The organism is Modestobacter sp. URMC 112, assembly GCF_053502575.1.
Map to the genome: position 1 here is coordinate 1,583,751 of NZ_CP199957.1, position 26,184 is coordinate 1,609,934.

General features: G+C 74.4%; 20 protein-coding genes. 12 read left to right on the forward strand and 8 right to left on the reverse strand.

Features of this window, described 5'->3' with window-relative positions; translation table 11 throughout:
- Window positions 1-19: 19 nt before the first annotated feature.
- Window positions 20-505, reverse strand: a complete 486-nt coding sequence (locus ACWIX6_RS07545; RefSeq protein WP_448616221.1) for a hypothetical protein — start codon at window positions 503-505, stop codon at window positions 20-22.
- 167 nt (window positions 506-672) lie between these two features.
- Here ACWIX6_RS07545 and ACWIX6_RS07550 point away from each other — a divergent pair, with 167 nt between their 5' ends.
- From ACWIX6_RS07550 to ACWIX6_RS07565, 4 genes are all read left to right on the forward strand, one after another.
- The gene (locus ACWIX6_RS07550) at window positions 673-2,625 is read left to right on the forward strand and encodes a histidine kinase (protein WP_448616222.1); all 1,953 of its coding nucleotides are present in this window, start codon (window positions 673-675) and stop codon (window positions 2,623-2,625) included.
- Window positions 2,622-3,260 carry a response regulator gene (locus tag ACWIX6_RS07555; protein ID WP_448616223.1) on the forward strand — a complete coding sequence of 213 codons (639 nt, stop codon included), beginning with the start codon at window positions 2,622-2,624 and terminating at the stop codon, window positions 3,258-3,260. Before ACWIX6_RS07550 ends, ACWIX6_RS07555 begins: the two co-directional genes overlap by 4 nt.
- Entirely contained in the window at window positions 3,257-3,787 is a 531-nt protein-coding gene (locus ACWIX6_RS07560; protein WP_448616224.1) for a DinB family protein, read from the forward strand. The genes ACWIX6_RS07555 and ACWIX6_RS07560 overlap by 4 nt, the downstream gene beginning before the upstream one ends.
- A gap of 143 nt (window positions 3,788-3,930) precedes the next feature.
- The gene (locus tag ACWIX6_RS07565) at window positions 3,931-6,690 is read left to right on the forward strand and encodes a S8 family serine peptidase (protein WP_448616225.1); all 2,760 of its coding nucleotides are present in this window, start codon (window positions 3,931-3,933) and stop codon (window positions 6,688-6,690) included.
- A 143-nt stretch (window positions 6,691-6,833) separates the two neighbouring features.
- Here ACWIX6_RS07565 and ACWIX6_RS07570 read toward each other — a convergent pair whose 3' ends face one another.
- On the reverse strand, window positions 6,834-7,457 hold the full coding sequence (locus ACWIX6_RS07570; RefSeq protein ID WP_448616226.1) for an antibiotic biosynthesis monooxygenase: 624 nt from the start codon (window positions 7,455-7,457) through the stop codon (window positions 6,834-6,836).
- A gap of 434 nt (window positions 7,458-7,891) precedes the next feature.
- Here ACWIX6_RS07570 and ACWIX6_RS07575 point away from each other — a divergent pair, with 434 nt between their 5' ends.
- The 5 genes from ACWIX6_RS07575 (at window position 7,892) to ACWIX6_RS07595 (ending at window position 16,408) form a co-directional block, all read left to right on the forward strand.
- Window positions 7,892-9,685, forward strand: coding sequence for a GmrSD restriction endonuclease domain-containing protein (locus ACWIX6_RS07575; RefSeq protein WP_448616227.1), 1,794 nt, complete (start codon window positions 7,892-7,894; stop codon window positions 9,683-9,685).
- 145 nt (window positions 9,686-9,830) lie between these two features.
- Window positions 9,831-11,033, forward strand: a complete 1,203-nt coding sequence (locus ACWIX6_RS07580; protein WP_448616228.1) for a DUF222 domain-containing protein — start codon at window positions 9,831-9,833, stop codon at window positions 11,031-11,033.
- A 342-nt stretch (window positions 11,034-11,375) separates the two neighbouring features.
- A complete protein-coding gene (locus ACWIX6_RS07585) occupies window positions 11,376-11,882 on the forward strand; it encodes a hypothetical protein (protein WP_448616229.1) in 507 nt (168 codons plus the stop codon).
- Between the two features lie 166 nt (window positions 11,883-12,048).
- Window positions 12,049-14,775: an MGH1-like glycoside hydrolase domain-containing protein gene (locus tag ACWIX6_RS07590; RefSeq protein WP_448616230.1), complete on the forward strand. Its 2,727-nt coding sequence runs from the start codon at window positions 12,049-12,051 to the stop codon at window positions 14,773-14,775.
- Window positions 14,776-14,986: 211 nt separating this feature from the next.
- Entirely contained in the window at window positions 14,987-16,408 is a 1,422-nt protein-coding gene (locus ACWIX6_RS07595; protein WP_448616231.1) for a hypothetical protein, read from the forward strand.
- Window positions 16,409-16,429: 21 nt separating this feature from the next.
- Here ACWIX6_RS07595 and ACWIX6_RS07600 read toward each other — a convergent pair whose 3' ends face one another.
- A complete protein-coding gene (locus ACWIX6_RS07600) occupies window positions 16,430-17,029 on the reverse strand; it encodes a GNAT family N-acetyltransferase (protein WP_448616232.1) in 600 nt (199 codons plus the stop codon).
- A gap of 157 nt (window positions 17,030-17,186) precedes the next feature.
- Between ACWIX6_RS07600 and ACWIX6_RS07605 the strand changes: the two genes are divergently transcribed.
- Both ACWIX6_RS07605 and ACWIX6_RS07610 read left to right on the forward strand, forming a co-directional pair.
- Window positions 17,187-17,459, forward strand: a complete 273-nt coding sequence (locus ACWIX6_RS07605; RefSeq protein WP_448616233.1) for a type II toxin-antitoxin system Phd/YefM family antitoxin — start codon at window positions 17,187-17,189, stop codon at window positions 17,457-17,459.
- A gap of 14 nt (window positions 17,460-17,473) precedes the next feature.
- Window positions 17,474-17,743: a type II toxin-antitoxin system RelE family toxin gene (locus ACWIX6_RS07610; protein ID WP_448616234.1), complete on the forward strand. Its 270-nt coding sequence runs from the start codon at window positions 17,474-17,476 to the stop codon at window positions 17,741-17,743.
- Window positions 17,744-17,808: 65 nt separating this feature from the next.
- On the opposite strand, the gene ACWIX6_RS07615 is transcribed toward ACWIX6_RS07610, so the two are convergent.
- On the reverse strand, window positions 17,809-18,423 hold the full coding sequence (locus ACWIX6_RS07615; protein WP_448616235.1) for a hypothetical protein: 615 nt from the start codon (window positions 18,421-18,423) through the stop codon (window positions 17,809-17,811).
- A 149-nt stretch (window positions 18,424-18,572) separates the two neighbouring features.
- Between ACWIX6_RS07615 and ACWIX6_RS07620 the strand changes: the two genes are divergently transcribed.
- Complete coding sequence (locus ACWIX6_RS07620; RefSeq protein ID WP_448616236.1) at window positions 18,573-19,250, forward strand: hemerythrin domain-containing protein; 678 nt, start codon at window positions 18,573-18,575, stop codon at window positions 19,248-19,250.
- Between the two features lie 4 nt (window positions 19,251-19,254).
- On the opposite strand, the gene ACWIX6_RS07625 is transcribed toward ACWIX6_RS07620, so the two are convergent.
- The 4 genes from ACWIX6_RS07625 to ACWIX6_RS07640 all read right to left on the reverse strand — a co-directional run bounded on the left by ACWIX6_RS07625 (window position 19,255) and on the right by ACWIX6_RS07640 (window position 26,183).
- Window positions 19,255-19,869 (reverse strand): dihydrofolate reductase family protein, encoded by a 615-nt coding sequence (locus ACWIX6_RS07625; RefSeq protein ID WP_448616237.1) that lies wholly within the window; start codon window positions 19,867-19,869, stop codon window positions 19,255-19,257.
- The gene (locus tag ACWIX6_RS07630; RefSeq protein WP_448616238.1) at window positions 19,866-23,135 is read right to left on the reverse strand and encodes a BTAD domain-containing putative transcriptional regulator; all 3,270 of its coding nucleotides are present in this window, start codon (window positions 23,133-23,135) and stop codon (window positions 19,866-19,868) included. Before ACWIX6_RS07630 ends, ACWIX6_RS07625 begins: the two co-directional genes overlap by 4 nt.
- A 103-nt stretch (window positions 23,136-23,238) precedes the next feature.
- The gene (gene speB, locus ACWIX6_RS07635; protein WP_448616239.1) at window positions 23,239-24,255 is read right to left on the reverse strand and encodes an agmatinase; all 1,017 of its coding nucleotides are present in this window, start codon (window positions 24,253-24,255) and stop codon (window positions 23,239-23,241) included.
- A complete protein-coding gene (locus tag ACWIX6_RS07640; RefSeq protein WP_448616240.1) occupies window positions 24,252-26,183 on the reverse strand; it encodes a primary-amine oxidase in 1,932 nt (643 codons plus the stop codon). The genes speB and ACWIX6_RS07640 overlap by 4 nt, the downstream gene beginning before the upstream one ends.
- Window position 26,184: the final 1 nt, after the last annotated feature.

The following is a 26,184-nucleotide window of genomic DNA, read 5'->3' on the forward strand; positions in this document are numbered from 1 at the left end:
GGTATGGACGGGGACGGGCTCAGCCGGTGAAGGCCAGGTAGACCGCGAACAGGACGACGAGCACGGCCAGGCCGAGCGCGACCGCGCCGGCGGCGGGCAGCCCGCCCAGCCGGCGGCGGCTGTCCAGCGCCAGTCCGACTGCCCCGCCGGCGAGGACCGACGGCAGCCCGGTCCAGAAGACGACGATCGTGACGACGCCCAGCACCGAGAGCACCAATGACCGCCGCGCGGTCCGCTCGGGTTCCACGCCGCGGGCACGAGACGTGGCCAGGCCCACCAGCAGCGCCCCGACGGCGACGAACGCGACCAGTAGCGAGAGGGCACCCCAGCCCCCGCCGCCGGAGAAGTCGATGCCCCAGCCGGGAGCACCGGCCTTCCACGGCGTGTCGGCGAACTGGCCGAGCAGCGTGCAGCCGAGGGCGACGGCCGCGCCGGCGACGGTCCAGCCGTCCGGTGCGGGCACCCCCCGGCGCGTGCGGGCGGCGGTGGTCTGGGAACTGGTCATGGTGGTCCTCCCCCTGGGCCGGCTCCATCGGCCGGATGTGCACCACCGTGGTCGCCCGATCCGGCCCGCCGGATGGGCGATGCGTCCCGGGTAGACCGGGAACTCTTCCCGGTCCGCCGGGTCGTCGCGGGGTCCCGGCCGGGACGCCGTCCGGCCACACTGAGGCGATGAGGTCCCGACGGGTGACCACCGGCGCCGCCGTCACGGCGGTCGTCCTCTGCTTCGCCGCGACGGCACTGTCCGAGTGGGTCACGGCTCGGGCGCCCGAGTTCCACGTGTCGGACCTCGGTGGCGTCTACGCGATCGTCTGCGCCGTAACCGGCGCGCTGCTGGTGCACCTGCGGCCGCGGAACGCCATCGGCTGGCTCCTCGTCCTCACCGGGCTGCTGCAGGCGTCGAGCGCCGGCGGCAACGCCTACGGCAGCTACGGCGTGGACGTTGCGGACCCGGACTGGCCCCTCGCCCGGGTGGTCGCCCAGGCGACCTCGATGACCTGGTTGGCCTCGATCGTCCTGCCGGCCACGGTGCTGGTCGCCGTCTACCCGTCCGGCCGGCTGCCCGCCCGCTGGTGGCGGTGGCCGGTGGGTGCCGTCGCGGTCGGGCTCGCCGTCGTCACGGTGCTCGCCGCCCTCACCCAGGACGCCTACGACGACATCGCGTCCGGACCCGCGCCCGTGGCGCTGCCGCAGACGTGGTGGACGACCGGTCTCCTCGCCGCCGCCGGCGGAGCCGTGCTCGGGGGTGCGGTCACGATCTGGGTCGCGACGGTCGTCCGCCTGCTCCGGTCCCGCGCAGCGGAGCGCCAGCAGCTGGCCTGGCTGGTGTGTGTCGTGCTGCCGCTGATGGTCGTCGTCTTCCTCGCCCCCGCAGCGCCGGACTGGTTGTTCGGGACGCTCGCGCTCATGGTGCCGGGCGCGGTCCTGCTGGGCGTCGTCCGCTACCGGCTGCTCGGCATCGTGGTCAGCCGGGGCCTGGTCTACCTGGCCCTCACCGGCGCCGTCGTCGTCCTCTACCTCGGAGTCGCGGGAGCAGCCGCAGCCGCCTTCGGCCGCACCTTCTCGCCGGTCACCGGCGCGGTCGCGGCCGCGCTGCTGGCGGTGGCGCTCAGCCCGGCGCGGAACCGGCTGCAGTCCGCGGCCGACCGGTTCGTCTACGGGCCGCGCCGCGACCCCGTCGCCGCCGTGACCGAGCTGGGCGACCGGGTGGCCAGCGCGGACGAGGACGACCTGCTGCCCGCCGTCCTCGACACGGTCACCACGGCCCTGCGCGCTCCGGCGGCCCGGGTCCGGGCGGCCGGGGAGTCGGCCGAGCCAGGGACCGTCGCCGTGCCGCTGCGGGTCGGCGGGCAGGACGTCGGCACCCTCGAGGTGGCCGAGCGGCACCCCGGCGAGCCGTTCACCGCGGACGACCGCCGGCTGCTCGCCGCGCTGGGGCCGCAGGTGGCCGTCGTCGTCCGCGCGCTGGAGCTGACCCGGGCGCTGGAACGCGAGCGGGACCGGGTGCTGTCCGCGACGCACACCGAGCGCGACCGGATCCGCCGCGACCTGCACGACGGGCTGGGCCCGTCGCTCGCCGGGATCGGACTCGGGGTGCAGGCGGTGCAGGCGCACCTGGGGGAGCGGGCGGACCCGCTCACCGCCGGGCTGCTCGCCCGGCTCAAGGACGAGGTGGACGCCGCGGTGGGGGAGGTGCGCCGGATCCTGGACGGGCTGCGCCCCACACCCCTGGACGACGTCGGGCTGGTGGCCGCGGTGCAGCGGCACGCATCCGCACTGGCCTCCACGATGCCGGTCCGGGTGACCGCGGACGAGCTCCCGCCGCTGCTGCCCGACGTCGAGACCGCCGCCTACCGCATCGCGCAGGAGGCGCTGACCAACGTGGCGCGGCACGCCCGCGCCCGGTCGGCCGAGGTGGGCCTCCGCGCCCGGGACGGGCGCCTGGAGGTGGCCGTGGTCGACGACGGCGCCGGCTTCGAGGCGGACGGCGCCGGGCGGCCCGGGGGCGTGGGGCTGGACTCGATGCGCACCCGGGCGCGGGCGGTCGGCGGCGAGCTCTCCGTGACCAGCGGACCCGGTGGCACCCGCGTGGTCGCCGGCCTGCCCCTGGAGGTGTCCGGATGAGCGTGCGCGTCGTGCTCGCCGACGACCACCCGATGTACCGGTTCGGCCTGCGGGCGGTCCTCGACGCCTCACCCGAGGTGGACGTCGTCGGCGAGGCGTCCGACGGGGTCGAGCTGCTGGCCGTGGTGGAGCAGTGCGCGCCGGACGTCGTCCTCACCGACCTGTCGATGCCCCGGCTCTCCGGGGCTGCTGCGATCGACGAGCTGTCCCGCCGGCACCCGCGGCTCGGCGTGCTGGTGCTGACCATGCACGAGGACGACGCCTCGCTGTTCGGAGCGCTCCGGGCGGGGGCCCGCGGCTACCTGCTCAAGGGCGCTGACCGGGAGGAGATCGTCCGGGCGGTGCTGGCGGTCGCCGGCGGCGACGCGGTCTACGGCGGGGCGGTCGCCCGGCGGGTGGTCGACGCGCTCACCGGCACGGGCGCGCGGGCTCCGGCGTTACCCGAGCTGACCGAGCGGGAGCGGCAGGTGCTCGAGCTGCTCGCCGCCGGGCTGGCGACCGGGCGCATCGCTCAGCGGCTCGCGCTCTCGGACAAGACGGTGCGCAACCACGTCTCCGCCGTCCTCACCAAGCTGCAGGTGCCCGACCGCTCCGCCGCCGTCGCCCGGGCTCGCGAAGCGGGGCTGGGCCGATGAGGACGGACCTGCCGCCCCTCGCCGGGGAGGAGCACGTCTGCGAGCCGTGCGGCTTCGCCTTTGCCGACCACGACGTCATCCGGGCCGCGTCCGTCATCGCCGGGATACCGGCGCGGGCCCGGCGGCTGGTCGAGTCGCTGGACGACGCCGCGGTGCGGCGATCCGAGGACGGCGTCTGGTCGGCGGTCGAGTACCTGTGCCATCTGCGCGACGTCCACCAGACCTTCACCATCCGGCTGCACCGGGCGCGGACCGAGGACGACCCGGCGCTCGAGCCGATGCTGAACGACCTCCGGGCGCGGCGCTTCGGCTACCGCGACGCCGCCGTGGAACCAGTGCTGGACGAGCTGGAGGCGTACGTCGCGGGCTTCCTCGCCGAGGTGGCCCGGGTCGGGCCGGACGACTGGGCGCGGCCGGTCCACCGCCTGCCCGGCGAGCGGCGCACCGCCCTGTGGCTGGTGCGCCAGGCGGCACACGAGGGCGTCCACCACCTCCGCGACATCACCGAGGTGGCCCAGCAGGACTGACGGCCCCCGTGAGAGGTGGCGACCTGCCCCCAGCAGGAGGGCAGAAGAAGCCATCACATCGAGCTATCGAGGTGGGCGGTCCCGGTGTCGATCCCCGAGTGAGGCCCCGCTCTGCGCTGGGCCCGGGAGAGATGGGGACGGGCATGGCGACACCAACGGGCACCGGGGCCTCCAGGCCGCACAAGCGCGGCCGACGGGTCGTGGCCGCGGCCGCGGCGCTGTCGGTCGGCTTCGGCGGGGCCGCGGTGGTCGACACGCTCCTGCTCACGCCGCCGGCGTTCGCGGACGACTTCGGCCCGGCGGGGGACGGTCTCACCCGACTGGCCCTCACCGTGCCCGGCGGCGTCACCGCCGAGCAGGTCGCCGCGCTCGACGCGCTGCCCGCCGTGGACTCCGCGCAGGCACTGTTCGACGGCTCGGCGCTGGTCGCCGGCGCGGACATCACCCCCGAGGACCTGCGCGCCGTCGTCCCCGGTGCCCGGGTCGAGCTGTCCGTGCCGGGCGAGGTCGCCGGCCTGACGGTGAGCGACCCCGGCTGGCAGCGCTACGGCTGGAACCTGGAGAACACCGGGGGCAACGCCTACGACCAGCAGGCCGTCGCCGGAGCCGACATGTCGGCCCCGGCGGGCTGGCAGGCCGGCACCGGCCGCGGGATGACGGTGGCGATCGTCGACACCGGGATGATGACCGACCACCCGGACCTGGCCGGGTCGCTGTGGAGCAACCCGGGCGAGGTCTGCGGAACGGTGGACGTCGACCGCAACGGCAAGCCGGGCGACTGCAACGGCTGGAACTTCTACCGCAACAACGCCGACGTCACCAATGCCGGTGGCGACAACAGCCACGGGACCGGCGTCGCCGCGGTGGCCGGCGCACGTGCCGGCAACGGCGAGGGCTCGGCCGGGGTCGCCCCGGACGTCACCATCATGCCGCTGGTCATCGGGGGCGGGTCGTCGGTCGACGCGCGGCTGGGTGCCGAGGCGATCCGGTACGCCGCCGACAACGGCGCCGACGTGGTCAACGCGTCCTGGGGCGGTCTCTACCAGGAGGCGATCCTCACGGAGGCGATCGCCTACGCCAGCAGCAAGGGTGTGCTCGTGGTCGCCGCCGCCGGCAACGACAGCCTCGACCGCGACACCTCGCGCGTCTTCCCGGCGAGCATCGACGGCCCGAACATGCTCACCGTCGGCAACAGCACGGCGGCCGACACGGTCAGCGCGAGCTCGGCCTACGGAGCCCGGACCGTGGAGCTGTTCGCGCCCGGACACAAGGTCTTCACCGCGTGGAACGACGGCAGCTACCGGCTGATCGGTGGCACCTCGATCGCCGCGCCGCACGTGGCGGCCGCGCTCGCGCTCTACAAGGCCAGCAACCCCGACGCCACAGCGGCGGAAATCAAGACACAGCTGATGGACGACGCCGTCCGGCTGCCTGCCTTCGCCGGCAGGTCCGTCACCGGCGGGCGGTTGTCCCTCGACGCGCTGGGCAACCGCGAGGCGCCGGTCCGGTACACCTTCACGTCCATGACCGCGGAGGCCGGCACCGTCACCCCGCGGATCGTGGCCGCCGGCTCGGCTCCGGGCGGGGCGTACGAGGCTCGGCTGGCGCTCGGCATGGAGCACGAGGGGGCGGTCTACGCGCTGACCGGCCAGCCGGTGACCCTCGACGGGACCACCGCGAGCACCGACGACAGCGGTGAGGTGGCCTTCCCGCTGGGTGCCCGCGACGCGCTCGCGTCGCTGGTCCTCGCGCCGAGCGTCGACCTGCACGACGGCCGGTACGTCGTGACCGTGCAGCTGTTCCGCGACGGCGCCCCCCTCGGGCTGGCGAGCGCGGCACCGCTGCTGGTCGGCCAGGCCGCGCGCGACGCCGCCGTCGACCCGGCGCCGACCACGCCGGCCCCGGCGACGCCCGCGCCGACGACTCCTGCGCCGACGACTCCGCCGACGAGCCCCACGACGCCCACGGAGCCGGCGCCCACCGAACCGACCCCGCCGCCGGGTGGGGGCAGCGCGCCGGGGGAGACGCCGCCTGGTGAGGGCAGCGCGCCCGGTGAGACGCCGCCGGGCACTCCGGACCCGGTGGCTCCGGGGATCCAGCCGGAGACCCCGCCGGGCGCAACGCCGCCGCCGACCGACCCGTCGGCGCCCGGTGACGGCCGGCCGACGCAGCCCGGTCCCGACGTCCCCGGGGGAACCCAGCCCGGCGATGGGGACCCGTCGCCGTCCACGCCTCCGGGGCAGGACGACGGCTCGGACGACGGCTCGGGCGACGGCGCTCCGGCACCGCAGCCGCCGGCCGACGGCACCCCGGTGCCGACCACGCCGAGTCCGGACCCGACCACGCCGCCGACGCCCGCACCGGACCTGGGCGGCCGGAAGGACTACCCGGAGGTGGGGCCCTTCCAGCTCACCTCGATCGACCCGGCACGGGTGAGCACCGCGGGCGGTACCCGGGTGGTCATCAGCGGTGCGGCCCTCCCCTCGGGGGCGAGGGTCCGGATCGGGGCGACCACGTCGGTGCTGGTGTCCACCGCCGGCCCCACCCAGCTGACGTTCACCACGCCTGCGCTGGTGGCCGGCGTCTACGACGTCCACGTGTTCGCACCCGACGGCACCTCCTCGGTGCTCACCGGTGGGCTCACCTACGTCGACGCGGAGGGCACCTCGCCCGCGCCGACGACGCCCGCACCGACGACGCCGGCACCGACGACGCCGGGGCCGACGGCGCCGGCACCGCCGGACAGCGCCCAGGCGCCCGGCGACGGTCCGGGGCCCGGTGGGGACGGGTCGGTGACCGGACCGAACGGTCAGCGCCTGACGTACTCGGCGAGGTTCACCTCGTTGGCGCCGGCCATCTGGCGGATGGACTGCTCGACGTCGTGCAGCGGGATGTCCGTGTAGTCCGCGGCAGGGAGGGCGGGGGCCAGGGCAACCACGTCTCCGCCGTCCTCACCGGGCTGCAGTGCCCGCGTCGGCCGGTCGTCCTGGCCAGGACTGCGAGCTGCGGGAGGACGTGCCACCTCCCGCAGCTCCGCCGCGCAGGCTCAGGCCATCTCGGGTACCCGCAGGTGGTGGATGGCTACTTCCATCTCGACCACGTCGGTGATCTCCACGCCTATCCGGGCGGCGAACTCGCTGCGCATGCGCCCGGACGCCTCGCGTGAGGCGTCCAGCGCCTGGCGGTCGTCGAGGCACATGGTGCCCACCCCGCGACCGGCGGAGCGGTCGACCATCAGGCTGACGCTGGAGAAGCCGTCCAACTCGTCCAGGCGCGGCAGGATGTTCGTCTTCCACGCCTCGATGACGCGGTCGGCCTGACTGGCGTCCTGGAGCCGGCTGTAGGTGACGCGCGCCCAGGCCCCGTCGTTCAGGGCGTGGGCGCGGTGCATCACCGCGATCTCCCATTCGTCGACGTCGAAGCGGCCGCCCATCACGTCGTTGGCCTGCTCGCGCATGGCGCGGACCGCTTCCCTGCTGGCGCCCATCGACTCCTGGGAGTCCCAGCTCGTGGTGACGATGCACCGGCCGGAGTCGCGGTCGCAGAGCATGGACAGGCCCATGCAGCCGGGCATGCTCTGCACCGCCGGCATGACCTCGTCGCGGATGTAGCGGATGCCCTCGTCGACGCGCTGCGGGTCGGCGTGGACGGTGGTGGTCCGGGCGTACATGCCGCCCTCCTCTCGGGATGGCGGGCGGCGCCCCAGCGGCGTCGCCGCGAGGAAGATGCTTCTCCCGGTGGGGGGCGCGGGCAAGACCCTTCGAGGACGGCGGTCAGGCCACCTGCCGCCCGGCGGGGCTCCCTGGTCGGTCCGGGACGGCGGCGACGTCGTCCTCGGGAGAGCGCCTGCCGAGCTATCAAGTCAGGACGTCGAGCAGCCGCAACGTCGTCGCCTGCGGAACGCCCGGACGGTCGGCGCGGCGTTCAGCAGTGCCGGGGCCCCAGCCCGGCACGGTCGGGGGCGCGGCGGTGCCGCTGGGGCGCCGGGGACACCTGGGGTCAAGCGGGGCGATGCCGCAGGTCACAGTGCCTGTCGCTGCCACTCGGACGGCGGACCCGGCTCGACGATGAGCCGGTTCGCCGCGCGTCCTCGGGGGTCTGCTCATGTCGTCGTCTGCATCAGCTCGGGTCGAGGAGCTCCTGGCCCAGTGGGAGTCCCGCCATCCCGGGACGCCGGTCCGTGCGGTGGTCGCCCGCGCCGAGCAGCTCGGCTTCGTCCCCACCCCGCCCGGCGGCACCGGCACCGCGGACTACCTCCGCCTGGTCTCCAGCGCCCCCACCGAGCGGTCGGTCACCCTCTACGTGAACGCCCTGCGGATCACCGCCGCGGGCTCGGCGGCCCGCAAGCTGGCCGCCGTCCTGCCCGGCGCCGTGGTCCGCTCCCGCGACGTCCAGCTGCCCTACGGCTCCACCGACCCGTTCGCCGCCCTGCGGACCTTCCGTCGCCTCGCGACCGGGGAGCCGCTGGCCCCGCCCCTCCCGCCGGCGACGGCGCCGTTCCGGGCAGCCGCACCTGTGCCGCCCGAGACGACGCCGCAGCCGGGCGACCGGCGCCGGCCGGTCGTCCTCGCCCTCGTCGCCGCCGTCGTGCTGTTCCTCGTAGTCGCCGGCGCTGCCAGCAGCGGTCCCGGTGGCGCGCTGGCCATGCTCGGCGTCACCGCCGTCCTCGTCGGGTTGGGCGCCGTCGTCGCCGGCGGGGCCCGGTGGGCGTTCATCGCCTCCCGCGGTGTCGGCGGCATCGTCGTGGCAGCCGGCCTGGTCGCCTTCCTCGTCGGCGGCGCCACGCTGCCGGCGACCGAGCCGGCCTCCGCCGGGTCGACCGCCGCCGTGGCGAGCGCCGGCGGAAAGGCCAAGGCCGCCGTCGACCCGGAGGCCGCCACAGCTGCCGCCGAGGCGGCTCTGGCCGAGGTCGAGACGCGGGAGGTGGCCAGCACCTCGTCGAGCGCTGCCACCGGCCTGCTCGGCGACGCGGCCGCCACCACGGCCGTGCAGGCGGCCCAGCCCACCAGCGCGCTGGCCGCCCTCGCCGCCGTCGAGGTGAAGGGCCGCGCGCCGAAGACCGGTTACGACCGCGACCTGTTCGGCTCGCCCTGGACCGACGTCGACCGCAACGGCTGCGACACCCGCAACGACGTCCTCGCCCGCGACCTGACCGCCGAGACCTTCAAGCCCGGCACCCGCAACTGCGTCGTGCTCACCGGCTCCCTCGCCGACCCCTACTCCGGCACAGCCATCGCCTTCCAGCGCGGCCAGGAGACCAGCGACGACGTCCAGATCGACCACGTGGTCGCGCTGTCCAACAGCTGGCAGACCGGCGCGCAGGGCTGGGACGCCACCAAGCGGACCGCCTTCGCCAACGACCCGCTCAACCTGCTCGCCGTCGACGGCCCGCTGAACATGCAGAAGGGGGACGGCGACGCCGCCACCTGGCTGCCTCCGAACAAGGGCTACCGCTGCGCCTACGTGGCGCGACAGGTCGCGGTGAAGGTCTCCTACGGGCTGTGGGCGACGCAGGCCGAGCGCAACGCCATGGCCACGGTGCTCAGCACCTGCCCGGCCGAGCCGCTGCCCGGTGGTGTCGTCGCCGACGTCCCTGCCCCGGCTCCTGCGCCCGCCCCTGCTCCCGCCGCTGCCCCGGCTCCTGCTCCCGCCCCCAGGCCTGCGCCGCAGCCGGCACCGCAGCCCGCGCCCGCCGTCGTCGTCCCGGCGCCCGCGCCTGCCCCGGCTCCTGCGCCGGCTCCTGCCCCGGCTCCTGCCCCGGCTCCTGCGCCCGCTCCGGTCGCCTCGTACGCCAACTGCGACGCGGTCCGGGCTGCGGGAGCCGCTCCCATCTACGCCGGTGACCCCGGGTTCCAGCCGAAGTTCGACCGCGACAACGACGGTGTCGGCTGCGAGTGAGGGGGCTGACGACGGCGGTGCGTGGCGTCCCGTATGCGCTCGTAGTGAGTCCCTGTTTGCCGCTCTGAGCTGCAGCTTCACCTTGTGACGATCCCGGGGCCGCGCTAGACTTCGAACATCAGTTCGAAGAGCCGCGGGAGGTGTCATGGGCGAGCTGACCTCGGTCCTGGATGCCTTCGCCGCTGACGACCTCAAGCCGATGTTCGGCCCGCAGCTCCTGGACCGGACCGCGGAGCTGCTGGAGGCACGGAACCGGATCGACGCCGAGCTGCTCCGCACGGTGCGGGAGTGCGAGCTGACCCAGGCCGCTGAGCACGACGGGCTGAAGACGATGCAGTCCTGGCTGCGCGGGCACGGCCGGCTCTCCTCGGGCACCGCGTCGCGGATCGTGCACTCGGGCCGGGCGCTGGAGCACCTGCCGGCGGTGGCTGCGGCGTTCGCCGCCGGGGAGGTGACCGCCGAGGCGGTGGCGGTGATCGCGGTGATCGCGGCGCCGGACAAACTGGCCGCGGCCGCTGACCGGGGCGTGGACGTCGCGGCGATCGAGGCCGAGCTCGCCGAGGCTGCTGCCGTGGCGCCGCACGACCAGCTGCAGGGAGTGGTGAAGGCCTATCTGGCCGCGCTGGACCCCGACGGGCCTGAGCCCGACCCGACCGAGGGGAGGCGGCTGAGCATCGCCAAGCACGCCGACGGCGTCACCGGCCGCTTCGACCTCGACGTCGTGGGTGGGGAGAAGCTGCAGGCCGCGCTGGAGTCGATCGTGCAGGCCAACCGCCCCGACGGCGACACCCGGAACCGGTCCCAGCAACTCGCCGACGCCCTGGTGCAGCTGTGCGACAACCAGCTGGCCAGCGGCAACCTCCCGTTCCTCCGCACGGTGAAGCCGCACGTCATCGTCACCATCGACGTCGAGGACCTGGTCGACACCGCCACGACCGGGCCGGGCGCGGCCACCACCGGGTTCGGGGCACAGATCTCCGCCGCCCGGGTCCGCTGGCTGGCTTGCGACGCCACCATCTCCCGGATGGTGATGAGCCCCGACGGGCTGCCGCTGGACGTCGGCCGCGAGAAGAGGGTCGTCCCGGCGCACATCCGCCGCGCGGTCGAACGCCGCGACCGGCACTGCGTCTTCGCCGGCTGCGCCGCCCCCACTCACTGGTGCGACGTCCATCATCTCCGCGAGTGGGTGGCCGATCAGGGCGAGACCAGCCTCGACAACTCGGCCCTGCTCTGCGAACGCCACCACACCAAGGTCCACCACGGCTTCCGGGTCCAACGACCACCCGACGGCCGATGGCGCACCTACCGCCCCGACGGCACGCAGATCCTCATCGGCCCACGCTGGTAGCTCCGGGCAGCGACGGGGCCGGGGACTCCGTGCGCGCAGTCAGCGGCGCGTCCGGTCCTACGGTCCCCGCGACCGGGTCGCCACCGGGTGTTCCGCTGCCGCTCGTCGACCGCGGCCAGGATCACGCCCGGAGCAGGTCCGGCGCCTGAGACAGGACGTCCCCGTCGCCAACCACCTTGCGCGTGAGCCAGTGGGCCAGCAACATCCCGACGCCACCGGGCTCTGAAGCCGAGGAGCGCCGCATTGGCACCTGGGAGGACGGGGATGGCTGAGACACCTGGCACCTGGCACGACTCCGACCCGACGCGGAGAGTCGCCTGGCACGTGGCAGTAGCTGCTTGGGTGCAGGCCACTGAAGCCATCCTCGAGGAGGTCGCAGCGACCTACGGCGGCTCGATCACGTACGACCAGCTCGCCCAGCAGCTGTTCGACAGGACCGGCTACCGGACCCGGATGATGCTGGGCCACTGGATCGGCCAGGTGCTCGGACCCGTGCAGGAAGCCACGCTCACCGACGGCAAGCCCCCACTGTCATCACTGGTCGTGCGGGTGGGGACCGGTGGCGTGGGTGACGGATACAGCAACCACGAGCATCCCGAGGGCTTCGTGTCGTTCGTCGAGCGGCAGCATGCCGCCGCCGTCGACCGGCTCACCTGCTACCGCACCTACTGCGACCATGTCCCGGCGGACGCGGCACCGCAGATGACGCCGCTCTACATCGCCAAGCAGACGTCGTCCCACATCCCCAGACAGACACCCCGGCAGAAGCCCGCCCCAACTCCTCCACGGACCTGCCCCACCCACAACATGGTGCTGCCCGCCAGCGGACGCTGCGACTACTGCGCATGACTGCTTCGTGCCGCTTCAGGGCGGAGGTCCCCGAACGCGGCGCTGGAGCGGGCGTCCGACGTCACGAGTGACGGAAGTGCGGGGCGGGACGACCCGGTGGTGACGCTGGTCGCCACCACCTGCTCGCGACACAGGAACGCAAACCGCGCGTGGCACTGTGGACGTCGTGTCTGCCGCAGCTCCCGGTTCTCCGCTCGACGGACAGCCCACCCCGCCGCCCGGCCCGCAGGACGCGGTCGCCCCGCGCAGCGCCGAGCACGCGCGACTGGCCGAGTCCAGCGACATGTCCGCGCCCTGGCGGCTGTGGGGCCCCTACCTCGCCGGCCGGCAGTGGGGGACCGTCCGCGAGGACTACTCCGAGGACGGCGATGCCTGGGGCTCCTTCCCCTTCGACCACGCGCACGCCCGCGCCTACCGCTGGGGCGAGGACGGCCTGGGCGGCATCTGCGACCGCTACGGCTTCCTCAACTTCTCCGTCGCGATGTGGAACGGGAAGGACGCCGTCCTCAAGGAGCGGCTGTTCGGGCTGACCAACGACGAGGGCAACCACGGCGAGGACGCCAAGGAGCACTGGTGGGCCGTCGACGGCACGCCGACGCACTCCTGGATGCAGTGGCTCTACCGCTACCCGCAGGCCGAGTACCCCTACGCCCAGCTGCGCGAGGAGAACGCCAAGCGGACCCGGCACGAGCGCGAGTTCGAGCTCGCCGACACCGGCGTCCTGGACGACGACCGCTTCTTCGACGTCCAGGTCACCTACGCCAAGGACGCCCCGGACGACGTCTGCATCGTCGTCACCGCCACCAACCACGGCCCAGACCCGGCACCCCTGCACCTGCTGCCGCAGGTCTGGTTCCGCAACACCTGGGCCTGGGGCCGGGACAAGCGCCAGGGCGTGCTCACCCAGCTGCTCGCGCCGACCCTCACCGCCAGCGGCCTGGAGGCGGTCGAGGCCGAGCACGGCTTCCTCGGCCGCTACGTCCTCGCCGCCGAGGGCGCACCCGAGGTGCTCTGTTGCGACAACGAGACCAACGCCGTCGCCCTCTTCGGCGCCGCCCGCAACGAGACCAAGTACACCAAGGACGGCGTCGACCGCCGCGTCGTGCAGGGCGACCGGAGCGCGGTCAACCCGTCCGGCGTCGGAACCAAGGCCGCGTTCTGGTACTCCTGGGACGCCGTCGCCCCCGGCGAGACCGTCAGCGTCAAGCTCCGCTTGCGAGCCGGCGACCCCGACGACGGCATGTTCGGCGCGGAGTTCGACCAGGTCCTCGACACCCGCCGGGCCGAGGCCGACGACTTCTACGGCTCCGTCATCCACCCCGGCCTGTCCGACGACGACCGGCACGTCGCCCGCCGCGCCTACGCCGGCCTGCTGTGGACCAAGCAGCTCTACCGCTTTGACGTCGCCCAGTGGCTGGAGGGCGACCCGGACGGCTCCGCGCCGGTCCGCTCGTCCGACCGCAACAAGGCCTGGCGGCACGTCGCGCTGGCCGACGTCATCTCCATGCCCGACGAGTGGGAGTACCCGTGGTTCGCCGCGTGGGACACCGCCTTCCACACCATCCCGCTCGCCCACGTCGACCCGGACTTCGCCAAGGAGCAGCTGCTCCTGATGTGCCGCGAGTGGGCGATGCACCCCAACGGCCAGCTGCCGGCCTACGAGTGGGCGTTCGGCGACGTCAACCCGCCGGTGCACGCCTGGGCCGCCTGGCACGTCTACCGGATCGACGGCTACCGCGACCGGCAGTTCCTCATCCGGATCTTCACCAAGCTGCTGCTCAACTTCTCGTGGTGGGTCAACCGCAAGGACGCCGACGGGTCCAACGTCTTCGAGGGCGGCTTCCTCGGGATGGACAACATCGCGCTGTTCGACCGCTCCGCGCCGCTGCCGCCGGGGTTCCGGCTCGAGCAGTCCGATGCGACCAGCTGGATGGCGTTCTACTGCCAGCAGATGTTCAAGATCGCCCTGGAGCTGTCCCGGTTCGACCAGGCCTGGGACGGCACGGCCATCAAGTTCCTCGAGCACTTTCTTTCCATCGCCGAGGCGATGAACTCGTTCGGGTCGCACGGGGTGTCGCTGTGGGACGAGGACGACGGCTTCTTCTACGACGTCCTGGTCTCACCCGACGGCACGCCGGAGCCGATGCGGGTGCGCTCGATGGTCGGTCTGCTGCCCATCCTCGGCGCCACCGAGGTGCCGGCCTGGATCACCAAGGAGGTCCCCGACGTCACCGAGCGGCTGCGCTGGCTGCAGCGCCGGCGCCCGGAGCTGATGGGTCCGCTGAGCAGCCGGTCCGCGCCGGAGGGTCGCAAGATGCTGCTGTCGCTGGTCGACCGCACCCGGCTGCGCCGGATCCTCACCCGGATGTTCGACACCGGGGAGTTCCTCTCGCCCTACGGCATCCGGTCGCTGTCCAAGTCGACCGGCAGCGTGATCGCCAAGGTCGGCGGGCGGGACGCGTCCATCGAGTACGAGCCGGGGGAGTCCCGCACCGGGCTGTTCGGCGGGAACTCCAACTGGCGCGGGCCGGTCTGGTTCCCGGTCAACGTGCTGCTCGCCGACAAGCTGCGCACCCTGGGGCGGCACTACGGCGACACGTTCACCATCGAGCTGCCCACCGGCTCGGGCAAGCGCTGCACGCTGGTCGAGGCCGCGGACCTGATCGACAACAGCCTGACGGCACTGTTCCGACCGGTTGACGGCAAGCGCCCGGCGGACGGCAAGCGCATCGAGGCCAGCGACTCGCCGCTGTGGCGGGACCATCCGACGTTCAGCGAGTTCTTCGACGGGGACACCGGGGAGGGCCTGGGCGCCAGCCACCAGACCGGGTGGACGGCGCTGGTCGCGCACCTGCTCAACCCGCGGCTGCCACCCGACCCCCGCTGGGCCTGACTCGCCCGGTCGGTCGTCACCCCGAGATCAGCCGGCCTGGTCCCGGCGCCTCCTGGCTCACGGCGTGCGGTGAGCCAGCAGGGCGCACGGTGAGCCAGGACGACGGGGCGACGGGCCGGCACACGCCGACCAGCCGGCACACGCGGCGCCGCGTCCTTCGGGGCGGACACGGGGGACGTGACACAGGCACAACACGTCCCACTGGCCACCCGTGTTGCTCGGCGTCCGCAGGCTCGTGCGCGGTGAACCAGTTCCGGTCGTTGCGTCGGGCATCATCCGGGCCGTGATCGGTGCCTATCTCGACTGGATCGGCGGACGGGTCGACGCTCTCCCGTCGGTGGGCCGTGCGTTGGTGCAGGTCCTCGCAACCGTCGTGCTCGTCACGGTGCTGGCCAACCTGCTCCGGTGGGCGGGCTTCCGACTGGCCCTGCGGGTGCCGGACGCGGCCCAGTCCAGCTTCCGTCGCGACCGACGCGCGACAACGGTCGCCGCCGAGCTGCTGCCCGATGTCGGTCGCGCACGGAGCGTGCTGGCCGGCAATTACGGCGACCGCCCACCCGAGACGAGCGGGCCCAGCATCCGCGGTTGGCGGGAGGCCCGTGAGCTGCAAGGGGCGGCCGACGAGCAGGAGCTGGCCCGCTGGGCCTGGCTCGCGCGAGCGGAGGAACGGCTCATCGAGACGGTGTCGCGGACGACGACGTTCTTCGGTGCGAGTTCCTTGAGCGCTTTCCGCCCGCTCGGAAGGCCCGCGACCGTCCTGGTGTCCGCCGCACTGGTGCTGTGGGTCCGACCGCCCTGGCAGCTCCCGTCCGTGGGGACCATCGCCGATTCCGTCGCGACCGCGGTCGATGCCCGCCCCGGCCGGGTGCTGCCCTTCGCGCTGCTGGCGCTCGGGCTCTGGATGGTGGCCCGGCCCTTTCCTGTCGTCGACCGGATCCGCGCGCGCGACGAGGCCGCCAAGGACGCCAACAAGCTGCTCGCCGAGATGTACGGGCAGCTCACCCAACTGTCGTACGTGCTGTACCAGTGGCGCGAGGAGCTGCTGACCGGACGACACGACCGCGTCGCCTCCTACGTCGAGGAGGTGACGCACGGGAGGCACAGTTGGGGCCCCGGCGGTGGGCTCATCGCTGCCGGGCACGTGGTGCCCTTCCGGCGGACCGGCGGCCGCTTTCCCGGGCCGGAGGTCGTCGGTGGCCGGCTCACCGCACACATCGAGGCGATCGAGACGCTGGATGCCTCCATCCGTGACAAGGGCCTCGTCGTCGTCGCCCGGCGACTGACCTGGCGGGTCCGCTATCCCTTGGGCGAGTTGGGGTTGCTGCGTCCTCTCGGGCTCAACTCCGGCCTGCGACGCGCCACATGCGCGCCGTCGGCGCTGTATGCGCCGAACCTGGCTATGGTGGCCGCTGTCGAGCCGAGGACCCCAGGGAAGACCGAGGTGCTCCCGGTGCTGGACGACCATCTCCTGGACCGGATCGAGTCGGAGGCCTTCAACTACGCCCGGGTGCTCGACATGTCGATCGCCAAGGTCATCCTCTGCGAGGCCCAGATCCAGCGGGTGGCGCGGTACCTCGGCAGTCGCATGGTGGGCAGCTGGTGGACACGCACCCTCAGCCTCGTGCAGAAGTGAGGGTCCAGCTCCTCGGCACTGTCAGCGGAGGACCTTGCGCATCACCCACCGCGGCCGGCCGCCGCTGCGGCCGGTGGTGGGCGCCGCCCGGGTGAAGCCGGCGCCCTCGAACAGCTCGACGGTGCCGACGTAACCGGAGATCACGTCCACCCGGCTGCCGCCGGTCTCCACCGGGTACCCCTCGACGACCTCGGCGCCGTACGCGTCCGCGTGGTCGACCGCTCCTGCCAGCAGCCGGTGCATCAAGCCGTGCCCGCGGTAGCCGGCCCGGACCACGAAGCACACAGCCACCCAGGCGTCGCGGTCGTCGAGCACCGGGATGGTCCGCGAGTTCAGCAGCCGCCGGTAACCGGCCCGGGGAGCGATCGAGCACCAGCCGGCCACGACGTCGTCGACGTAGACCAGCACCCCCGGACCCGGCTCCGTGGCGCACTCCGCCTGCATGTACGCCGGTCGCTGGAGATTCGGCACCCGGCTGTCGCGGTACGCCATGCACCAGCAGCCCTCGGCGCCGGGCTTCTGGGTGCCGACCACGGTGGCGAAGTCCTGGAAGCGGCCGAGGGCGGGACGGACGTCGACCGTCGGCTCGGAGTCGGTCGGGTACCGGGGTCTGGCCGCCATGTCGGCAGGCTAGTGAGGCAGTGCAGTGGTCTCCCACGTCCTCGTGAGCCGAAGCGCCCCGGGGAGGCTCACCTGAGGGCCGTCGGCGAGGTCCCGCGGTCTTCTGACCCGGTAGGAGTGAGGCGTTCAGGCCAGAAGGCTGGCTAGAATGGGTCCCGTGACGACGGTGCCGTTGAGTGAGGCCAAGGACAAGCTGTCCGCGCTGATCGATGCTGCCGAGTCCACCCACGACATCATCACCATCACGCGGCACGGTCGCGAGGCCGCCGTCCTGATGGCCAAGGCGGACCTCGACTCGCTGCACGAGACCCTGTTCTGGCTCTCCCAGCCTGGCGTCCGGGAGGACGTGGCCGAGGGCCGGACGGAACGCGAGCACGGCCGGACCGTCACGGGAGGCGAGCTCAGAGCGGAGTACGGGCTCCCCGAGTGACACCCCCGTACGAGGTGCTGATCACCTCGGCGGCACACCGCCAGCTCGCCCGGCTCCCACCCAAGGTGGCCGTCGCCGTCGTGGAGTTCATCACCGGCGTCCTGCCGGACAATCCGCTACGGCTCAGCAAGCCCTTGACCGGAGACTTCGCTGAGCTCCGCAGCGCGCGGCGCGGCGACTACCGGGTGCTGATCGAGGTCCACGACGTGGCCCGAACCGTGCTCGTCCTGCGGATCGCTCATCGCGCTGCGGCATACCGGCCTCCACCGCCGTCGACCGACTGACGACGGCGCCGACCGCGCGGACGCCCCGCTCCGGGGTCAGGGGAGCGGGGCGTCGAGGCAGCGGGTCAGGCTGGGCGGCGGCAGATCCAGCCGGCGGCGGCCATGCCCAGGCCGAACACGATCGTCCCGGGAATGATCCCGTGGCCCTCGGCCGGCAGCGCCGGCACCAGCAGCGCGCCCACCGTGATGCCCGGCAGCGCCAGGGCCACCGGCAGCGGCAGCAGCCGGGAGCGCACCGCTCCGACGGCGACCAGCAACGGGCCGAGCAGTGTCGACGTCCCGGCCAGCGCGGAGAACCAGGCGATCGACGCCTCCAGGTCGTGGAAGCCGTGGCCCATCGCCGGGGCGACGTAGCCCTCGGTGATGCTGCCGATCGGCATCAGCACCAGCCCCAGCCACAGCACCGCGAGACCGACCGTCGCGACCCGGGACGGCGCCAGCCGGCGGAACAGCACGCCGAGCCCGGCGGCCATCAGCAGCGCGCCGGCGCCGAAGGTCAGGTGGGCGGCCAGCCAGGTCGGCGCCTCCATCGCCGCCTCGTCGTGCCGCAGCGGGTGCATCGCGTTGCCGACGGCGAACAGCACGCCGCCGGCGACGACGGACAGTGCGGCCGCCGACGGTCGGGCGCGGGAGTCCGCGGCGGGGGACAGGGGAGCGGTGCGGTCGAGCGTGGTGGTCACGGCGGTCCTCGTCGGTGCTGCGGCTCCCGGTGAGCCGGTCGGCGCAGACCCTCGCCGTCCCCACTTGCCGGCCACTTGTCGTCGCACGACAAGTGGGCCGTAAGCGGGCGCGCGGATCGTCAGCGGCGCCGACCAGGAGGAGTACCCCGATGACCGCCACCGCCCCGTTCCGCGTCACCCCCCGCCGGGACGGCGACCCGGTGCCCGACGTGCTGGGCATGCGGCTGGCCCACCGGGTGATGCTCTACGACGCGCAGCGGCTCACCGACCTCGCGGAGCAGCTCGCGATCACCGGGGCCACGGCCGGCCGGGCGGCAGCGATCGCCGGCTACGTCCGCGACTGGGCCGACTCCGTGCACGTCCACCACTCGGCCGAGGACGACGTCCTCTGGCCGGTGCTCGTCGCGTCCGCCGGCCGGCACGTCGACCTGACCGAGCTCAGCGACGACCACGCCGCCCTCGGCTCGATGCTCGACCGGCTGCGCCGGGCCGCCGACACGTTCCGCGCCTGCCCCGAGGAGGACGCCGCCACCGCGCTGGCCGTCGAGCTCGCCGGGCTGCGCGACTCCCTCACCGAGCACGTCGGCGAGGAGGAGGGCGCGGTCCTCCCGCTCGTCGAGCGGTACGTCTCGGTCCGCGACTGGGAGGAGGTGGAGCGGCGGATCCGCCGGCGGGCCCGGATCACGTTCGAGCTGCCCCGGGTGGCCGCTGTGGTCACCCGGGAGGAGTTCGCGGGGCGCGCCGGCCCGGTGCTGCGGCTGGCGATCGCCGTCCTCGGCCCGCCCTTCCGGCGCCGGGAGCGCGCCGTCTTCGGCGGCCAGCGGTAGGTCGTCAGGTGACGTCGTAGGTCAGGTGCGTCGCGTTCGACGTCGGGACCACGCTCCGCTGCACCAGCGTGCGCCGCGCTCCGCCGGTGAACAGCGGCGTGCCGGCGCCCAGCACGACCGGTGCCAGGTGCAGCGTGAGCACGTCGACCAGCCCGGCGTCGAGCGCCGAGCCGACCGTGGCGCCGCCGCCCATCAGGACGACGTCCAGGTCCTCGCCGCGCTGCGCCGATGCCGCGTCCGCGCGCTCCCGAGCGGCGGCGACGGCGTCCGGCAGACCGCTGGTGACGAAGGTCCAGTCCAGGTCGGTCAGGCGCACGGACGGCGGCCGTGAGCTGGTCACGACGACGAACGCGGGCTTGCCGACCTCGTGGGCGCCGTAGCCCGTCTCGTCGTCCCAGCCCCCGGGCCCGTCGACGATGTCGAAGAGCCGGCGCCCCAGGACGACGGCGCCCGAGCGGGCCGTCGACTCCCGCACGACCCGGCGGTCGTCGGGGTCGTCGGAGAACGCCCAGGTGTGCAGGGCCTCGCCGCCGGTGCCCAGACCGCTGTGCGGGCCGGGGTCGGGACCGGTGACGAAGCCGTCGAGGGACACGGAGATGTCTGCGATGACCCGGGTCATGCCAGCACAGACCCGCTCGGCCGCCCGAACTCATCGCCCAGGCCCACCGCGGCGAGCTGGGACCGCAACTCGGCGCGCAGCGTCTCGGCGTCCCGCCGGTGCCCGGCCGCGGCCGCCCGGTCGCCGACCGCGTCGGCCACGACTGCCAGCGCTTCGTCGACCGGCCCGACGACCAGCGTGCCGTTGTCCAGCCCGGCGACGCGCCCGGCCCACGGCAGCAGCTCCGTGTAGGCGGCGCGCGCCACCTCGAGGTCGCCGAGCGCGACGGCGGCGTGCGCCCGCAGCGTCGTGGTGCTCAGCCAGTAGTAGTCCCGGGGGATCGGACGGCGGATGGCCCAGGCCGCCCGCGCGTCGTCGGCCCGCCCGGCGTCCAGGAAGGTGAGGACGACGGCGTCGCCCAGCGCCCCGGGCATCGCCGTGTGCAGCCACGCCAGGTCCGGGAGCGCGGCGGAGAGGTCGCCGCGGGAGAAGCCGGCGGCGAACCGGCCGATCATCGCCAGCATCCCGCCGTTCATCGCGCCGGCCTCGGCCAGCTGCGCGGCCGCCGCCTCGTAGCCGGCCCGGCCTTCCTCGGCCCGGCCGGCCAGCACGAGCAGGGCGGCGGAGAAGACGCGCACCGCGCCGAGGAGGTGGCCCAGCTGCCCGTTGCCGGCCAGCGCCACCGCCGTGTCCACGTGCCGCCGGGCCGCGGCCAGGTCGGTGCGCGCCGCGACAGCGAGGAACGACAGCCAGTGCGCGACCGCCCGGTGGTCGGGCTGGTGCGCGGCGGCGGCGAGGTACTCGTCCGCCAGGGCCTCCCGCTCGGCGGCCAGGTCCGGGCCGAGCGCGAAGTAGCCCCGGGCGTTGAGCGCCAGGCACAGCAACCGGTCGGCGTCCGGACCGGCCGCCCCGCGGGCCAGCGCCAGCGCCCGCTCGCTGGCGGTCGCCGCCCGGGCGTGGTCCACGCCCTCGACCTCGCGGAACAGCGCGATCAGCAGCCGGCAGCGCACGTCGTCGGGCAGCTCCCCGGCGGCCGGGCCCTCCAGCAGGTCCAGCAGTGGCGACAGGAGCTCGGGGTCCTGGGCGCCGTCGTCCCGCACGGTCCACACCAGCGGCGCGTCCCACGCCGCCAGCGCGTCGACCAGCCGCGTGCGGCTGCCCAGCCGGGTGGCCAGCCGGACGGCGGTGCGCTGCTGCGCCCGCGCGCTGACGATGTCCCCGGCCCGGGCGTGCGCCGAGATCGACGGGACCAGCAGGTCCAGGACGGCGGCGTCACCGCCCGACCGCGGACCGGCCAGCTCCTGCACCCGCAGCGCGGACGCCCACTGCCGGGCCGCGTCGCCGTACGCGCCGAGCGCCTCGACCGCGCGGGCGGCGGCGACGACCAGCGGCACCGCCCCGGCCGCGGACGACGGCGAGGCCGCGGCCACGGCGTGGTGCGCCAGGGTCGTCGGGTCGGCGCCGCCCGCGGCCTGCAGCGCGGCCAGCGCGGTGCCGTGCATCCGCGAGCGGCGCAGCAGCGGGGTGGCGTCGTAGAGGGTGTCCCGGACGAGCGCGTGGGTGAACCGCACCCGCCCGGGCGCCGGCTCGTCGAGCAGCCCGGCCAGCACCGCGGCCTCCAGGGCGTCCAGCAGCTCGTCCTCGTCGCGGCCGGCCACCGCGGCGAGCAGGTCGACGTCCACCTCCCGGCCGAGCACCGCCGCCTGCCGCAGGGTGGTCCCGACCGGGCCCGGCAGCCGCTCCACCCGGCGGCGCAGCACGTCGCGCACGCCCTCGGGGACGCCGGTCCGGGCGGCGGTCCGGCCCTCGGCGACCAGCAGCCGGGTGAGCTCCCGGACGAACAGCGGGTTGCCCCCGGTGCGCTCGCGCAGCAGCGCCACCTCCTCCGCCGACGCGTCGGTCAGCCCGTGCTGCTGCGCGAGCAGCGCGACGCCGGCCTCGTCCAGCCCGGTCAGCGCCAGGTGCAGGGTGGTGCGCCCGGCCAGCGCCGCCCGGGTCGCGGCCAGCGCCTCGCCGCCCTCGCCGGTGCGCTGGGTGGCCAGCACGACCACCCGCTCGCCGGCCAGGGAGTCGGCGACCGAGCGCAGCAGCTGGAGGGTCAGGTCGTCGGCCCGGTGCACGTCGTCCAGGACCACGAACACCGGCCGTCCGCTGCTCGCCTCGCGCAGCCGGTCGGCCAGGGCGCGCGCCGTCCAGAAGGCGGTGCGGGCGGCGTCCAGCGGGTCCTCGCTGCCGAGCGCGCGGGTCACCTCGCTCCACGCCCAGCCCGGCGGGGCGCCGTCCACCTCGGGGCAGTGCCCCCGGGCCACCCGCCACCCGCGATCGGCCAGGACGGACGCCACGGCGTCCGCCAGCGTCGTCTTGCCCGCGCCCGGCTCGCCGGTCAGCCACACCAGCCGCAGCCCGCCGGGCTGGCCGGCGACGTCCAGCAGCCGGTCCAGCTCCGCGCTGTGCGCCGGCGCGGGCGGGGGAGGAGCCGGCTCCGCGACGCGGACGACCGGGCGTGGACCCGGCCGGTCGAGCACCGGGGCCTGGTCCAGGACGGCGGCCTCCAGCTCGCGCAGCGCCGGTCCGGGGTCGACGCCGAGCTCGTCGGCCAGGTGGTCGCGGGCCCGGCGCAGCACGGCGAGCGCGTCGCCCTGCCGGCCGCTGCGGTACAGCGCCAGGGTCAGCAGCCGGACCGCCTCCTCCCGCGCGGGGTGCTCGTCGAGGTGGCGTTCCAGCGCCGGGACGACGGCCGCCGCGTGCCCGAGCTCCAGGTCGGCGTCGGCCCGCGCCTCCACGGCGACCAGCTTCAGCTCGTCCAGCCGGGCGACCTCCGGCGCCGCCCAGTCGGTGTCGGCGTACTCGGCGTAGGCCGGGCCGGACCAGCAGCCCAGCGCGTCCTCCAGCAGCGCGCGGCGGGCCGCGGGGTCGTCGGTGGACCGGGCCCGCTGGAGGAGCTCGTCGAACCGCCACGCGTCGACGGCGGTCCGCGGCAGCTGCAGCCGGTAGCCCGGCGCGGCGCTGACCAGCACCGTCGACGGCTCGCGGCGGGCGCGGCCCGGCTCCAGCGCCCGGCGCAGGTGGCTGACGTGCACCTGCAGCGAGGCCAGCGCTCTGGGCGGCGGCTCGCCGGACCACAGGTCGTCGACGATCCGGTCGGTGGACAGCAGGTGCCCGCCGGCCACCACCAGGCGGGCGAGGACCGAGCGCTGCCGTGGCCCGCCGAGCGGTGCCGGGGAGCCGCCGACCACGGCCTGCACGGGGCCCAGCACGCAGACCTGGACGGGGACGGGATGCGTCATCGCGGGCGAAGCTAGCGCGCCCGGCCGGGCCCGCGCTGCAGCGACGCCGCGGGAACGGCCGGACGCCCCGCAGCGGTCGGCTGCGGGGCGTCCGGCCGGGTGATCAGCCCGCGGCGGCCCGGCGGCGCTGCACCATCCCCGTGGTCATCTCCAGCAGCACCCGGTTGGCCAGTGCCGCGGTGATGTTCATCGGCTGGTCGTAGTGCGGCGCGACCTCGACGATGTCCGCGCCCACCACGTTCAGCTCCCGGGACAGCCGGCGCACCGTCGGCAGGAACTCCCGGGCCAGCAGCCCGCCGGGCTCCGGCGTCCCGGTCCCGGGGGCCATGCCGGGGTCGACGACGTCGATGTCCAGGGACAGGAACACCGCCTCGGCGCCACCGGTCAGCGCGTACTCGACCGCCTCGTCGACGACCGGGTCCAGCCCGCGCTCGTTGATCTCGTCCATGAAGAAGGTGCGCATCTCGTGCTCGCGCATCCACGCCACGACGTCGGGCGGTGGCCAGTAGCCGCGCAGCCCGATCTGGACGAACCGGTGCCCCGGCACGGCACCGGACTCGATCAGCCGCCGCATCGGGGTGCCGTGCCCGTACAGGTGGCCCCACTGGTGCGGCGCGGTGTCGGCGTGCGCGTCGAAGTGGATCAGCGCCACGTTGCCGAAGCCGTGGTGCCGGGCCACGCCGGTGGCGTTGGGGAAGGTGATGGTGTGGTCCCCGCCCAGCACCAGCGGGATCGCCCCCGCGGCCGCGACCGTGTGCACCCACTTCTCGATGACCTCCAGGGAGGGCTCGATGTGGCCGCCGACGATCGGGATGTCCCCGGCGTCGACCACCGGCAGCTCGGCCAGCGAGTCGATGCCGGTGCCCAGGTGCGGCCGCCGTCCGTCGGGGGGCAGGTAGTCCGCCTCGCGGATGGCCCGCGGGCCGAAGCGAGCCCCCGGCCGGTAGCTGGCGCCCCAGTCGAACGGCGCCCCCAGGATGACCACCTCACCCGGCTGGGCCTGGTCGTACCGGCGGTGCGGCACCCCGCAGAACGAGCCGCGGCTGCCGAACGAGTCGCCCGACCCGGGGGAGAACGGGTCCGGTGCGGGGGCGTCCGGGTCGGGCACCTCCCAGCTCATCGGGCTGCCCCGTCGCTGGAGCAGTGCCCGTTCCCGCCGGGGCGGGGCAGGTCCAGCGTCGGGTTCCGGTCGAAGAAGCCGAAGGGCTGGATCATGAACCCGACGTGCTGGCGCGGCATGACCGGCCAGTCCTCCAGGCGCACCACGTGGTGCATGCCGAACGTGTACCAGACGACGAGGTCGGCATCGACGATGTCGCGGTCGGCGCTGGTCCACGCCGGCAGGCCGTCGCCGCCGCGGCTCTGGTTCGGGTACTCCCCGGCGGGGTAGCGCTCGGCGCGGTCGTAGGCGGTGACCCACAGGTTCTGCGTGGCGAACGCCGCGCGCTTGGCGACCGAGGCGCTCGGGACCGCCGCCAGGGTGATCGCGTCGGTGGGCACCAGGCGGTAGGCCACCGGCTCGTCGACGACGTTGCGGCTGCCGTGGTTGACCACCTTCCAGAACCGGTGCCGCTGCGCGTCGGCCTTGCGGATGGCCTGCTGCTCGGTCTCCAGCAGCCGCTCGACGGTGTAGAAGGCGCTGGACGTCGGGTTGTCCTCAGGCACCTCGGTGTCGACCTCGTAGACCGAGTTGGCCGGCCCGTCGAGCTCGAAGTCCAGCCGCACGTTGAACACGTGCTGGTGGATCGGGGCGTACAGGCCGCCGTTGTTCAGGGTCTGCCCGTACTTCGACCTGCTCCCCGCCGGCTGCCCGGCGGTGGACAGGATGCCGGTGGCCTTGACCAGGAACTCGATGGTCCCGTCCAGGTAGAGGTGCCAGTAGAAGCCGTACTCGTAGTTGGCCACCGTGGCGATGAAGGACACCACGAGCTTGCGCGACCGGCGGACCTCGGCCTCGTCGGTGCGGAAGTCGTAGTGCTTCCACTGGATCGAGTCGTCCTCCTCGTGCATGCACACCGCGTTGGGGATGGTCAGCGGGTTGCCGTGGCTGTCGTTCACCACCCCGTCGAAGTAGTGGATCTCGCCGAGGCAGTCGCAGCCCAGGGACAGGCTGTTGGACAGCGCGCCGATGTTGTACTCGCCGGCGTCGAAGGCGTTCTTGCGCGACTGCACCGAGGACGGGTCGCCGTAGGGCACCACCATCTCCACCAGCGAGGCCCGGCGCAGCACCGACCGGTCGACGTCGCCGTCCTTGAAGCGGACCTGGTGCAGCACCACGCCCTCCCGGGCGGTGAAGCCGACCCGGAACGACCAGTCCGCCCAGCGCACGTGGTTGCCGGTCACCTCGAAGGACGGGCCCTCGGGCTGGGTGATCTCGATCGGCTTGAGGTCCGTGCGGGCGGGGCCGACGTGCCGGGGCAGGTAGTTGCCGGTCTCCTGCGGGACGGCGACGAAGTCACCCTCCTCCACGGCCACGACCTGCTGGGCGTTCAGGTCGTAGACGACGACCAGGTCCTCCGCCGGGTGCGCGTAGGGGTTGTCGTGCGGGTCCAGCCGCGCGTAGACCAGCGCCCGGATGAGCCGACGCCCTTCGTCGTCCACGCCGTAGTAGCCGGCCGACCACGGCTCGATGCAGACCAGGTCCAGGTCGGTCAGCCCGCGCCGGGCCAGCGCCTCGACGACCCGGGGGTCGGTCTTGCAGTGCTCCTCGCACTCCCCGAACTCGTCGAGCATGATCGCCGGCTGCACACCGGCGGGGAGCCGGGTCCACGCGGTCACCAGGCCGGCACCCAGGTCGACGACGGCCTCGTAGGCGGCGCCCTCGGCACGGTCGATCAGGACGCCGTCCACCTCGCGGGGGACCGAGTCCGGCCGCTCGTCGAGCAGCCGCTTGTCCGGCTCGCGCAGCGAGATCGACGCGAACCGGAAGGTGTCGGCACCGGCCGGCCCGTTCCGCAGCAGGGCCACCGCGCGGGTGATCTCCTCGGCCGACAACGGGTCGAGGGGATGGGCCACGGAGGTCTGCGGATCGACCGTCTGGATGCTCATG

What these genes read in the sequence shown, in the direction of transcription:
- ACWIX6_RS07545 (WP_448616221.1), bottom strand. Translation starts at nt 505, where the DNA reads ATGACCAGTTCCCAGACCACCGCCGCCCGCACGCGCCGGGGGGTGCCC.
- ACWIX6_RS07550 (WP_448616222.1), top strand. Translation starts at nt 673, where the DNA reads ATGAGGTCCCGACGGGTGACCACCGGCGCCGCCGTCACGGCGGTCGTC.
- ACWIX6_RS07555 (WP_448616223.1), top strand. Translation starts at nt 2,622, where the DNA reads ATGAGCGTGCGCGTCGTGCTCGCCGACGACCACCCGATGTACCGGTTC.
- ACWIX6_RS07560 (WP_448616224.1), top strand. Translation starts at nt 3,257, where the DNA reads ATGAGGACGGACCTGCCGCCCCTCGCCGGGGAGGAGCACGTCTGCGAG.
- ACWIX6_RS07565 (WP_448616225.1), top strand. Translation starts at nt 3,931, where the DNA reads ATGGCGACACCAACGGGCACCGGGGCCTCCAGGCCGCACAAGCGCGGC.
- ACWIX6_RS07570 (WP_448616226.1), bottom strand. Translation starts at nt 7,457, where the DNA reads ATGTACGCCCGGACCACCACCGTCCACGCCGACCCGCAGCGCGTCGAC.
- ACWIX6_RS07575 (WP_448616227.1), top strand. Translation starts at nt 7,892, where the DNA reads ATGTCGTCGTCTGCATCAGCTCGGGTCGAGGAGCTCCTGGCCCAGTGG.
- ACWIX6_RS07580 (WP_448616228.1), top strand. Translation starts at nt 9,831, where the DNA reads ATGGGCGAGCTGACCTCGGTCCTGGATGCCTTCGCCGCTGACGACCTC.
- ACWIX6_RS07600 (WP_448616232.1), bottom strand. Translation starts at nt 17,029, where the DNA reads ATGGCGGCCAGACCCCGGTACCCGACCGACTCCGAGCCGACGGTCGAC.
- ACWIX6_RS07620 (WP_448616236.1), top strand. Translation starts at nt 18,573, where the DNA reads ATGACCGCCACCGCCCCGTTCCGCGTCACCCCCCGCCGGGACGGCGAC.
- ACWIX6_RS07625 (WP_448616237.1), bottom strand. Translation starts at nt 19,869, where the DNA reads ATGACCCGGGTCATCGCAGACATCTCCGTGTCCCTCGACGGCTTCGTC.
- ACWIX6_RS07630 (WP_448616238.1), bottom strand. Translation starts at nt 23,135, where the DNA reads ATGACGCATCCCGTCCCCGTCCAGGTCTGCGTGCTGGGCCCCGTGCAG.
- speB (WP_448616239.1), bottom strand. Translation starts at nt 24,255, where the DNA reads ATGAGCTGGGAGGTGCCCGACCCGGACGCCCCCGCACCGGACCCGTTC.
- ACWIX6_RS07640 (WP_448616240.1), bottom strand. Translation starts at nt 26,183, where the DNA reads ATGAGCATCCAGACGGTCGATCCGCAGACCTCCGTGGCCCATCCCCTC.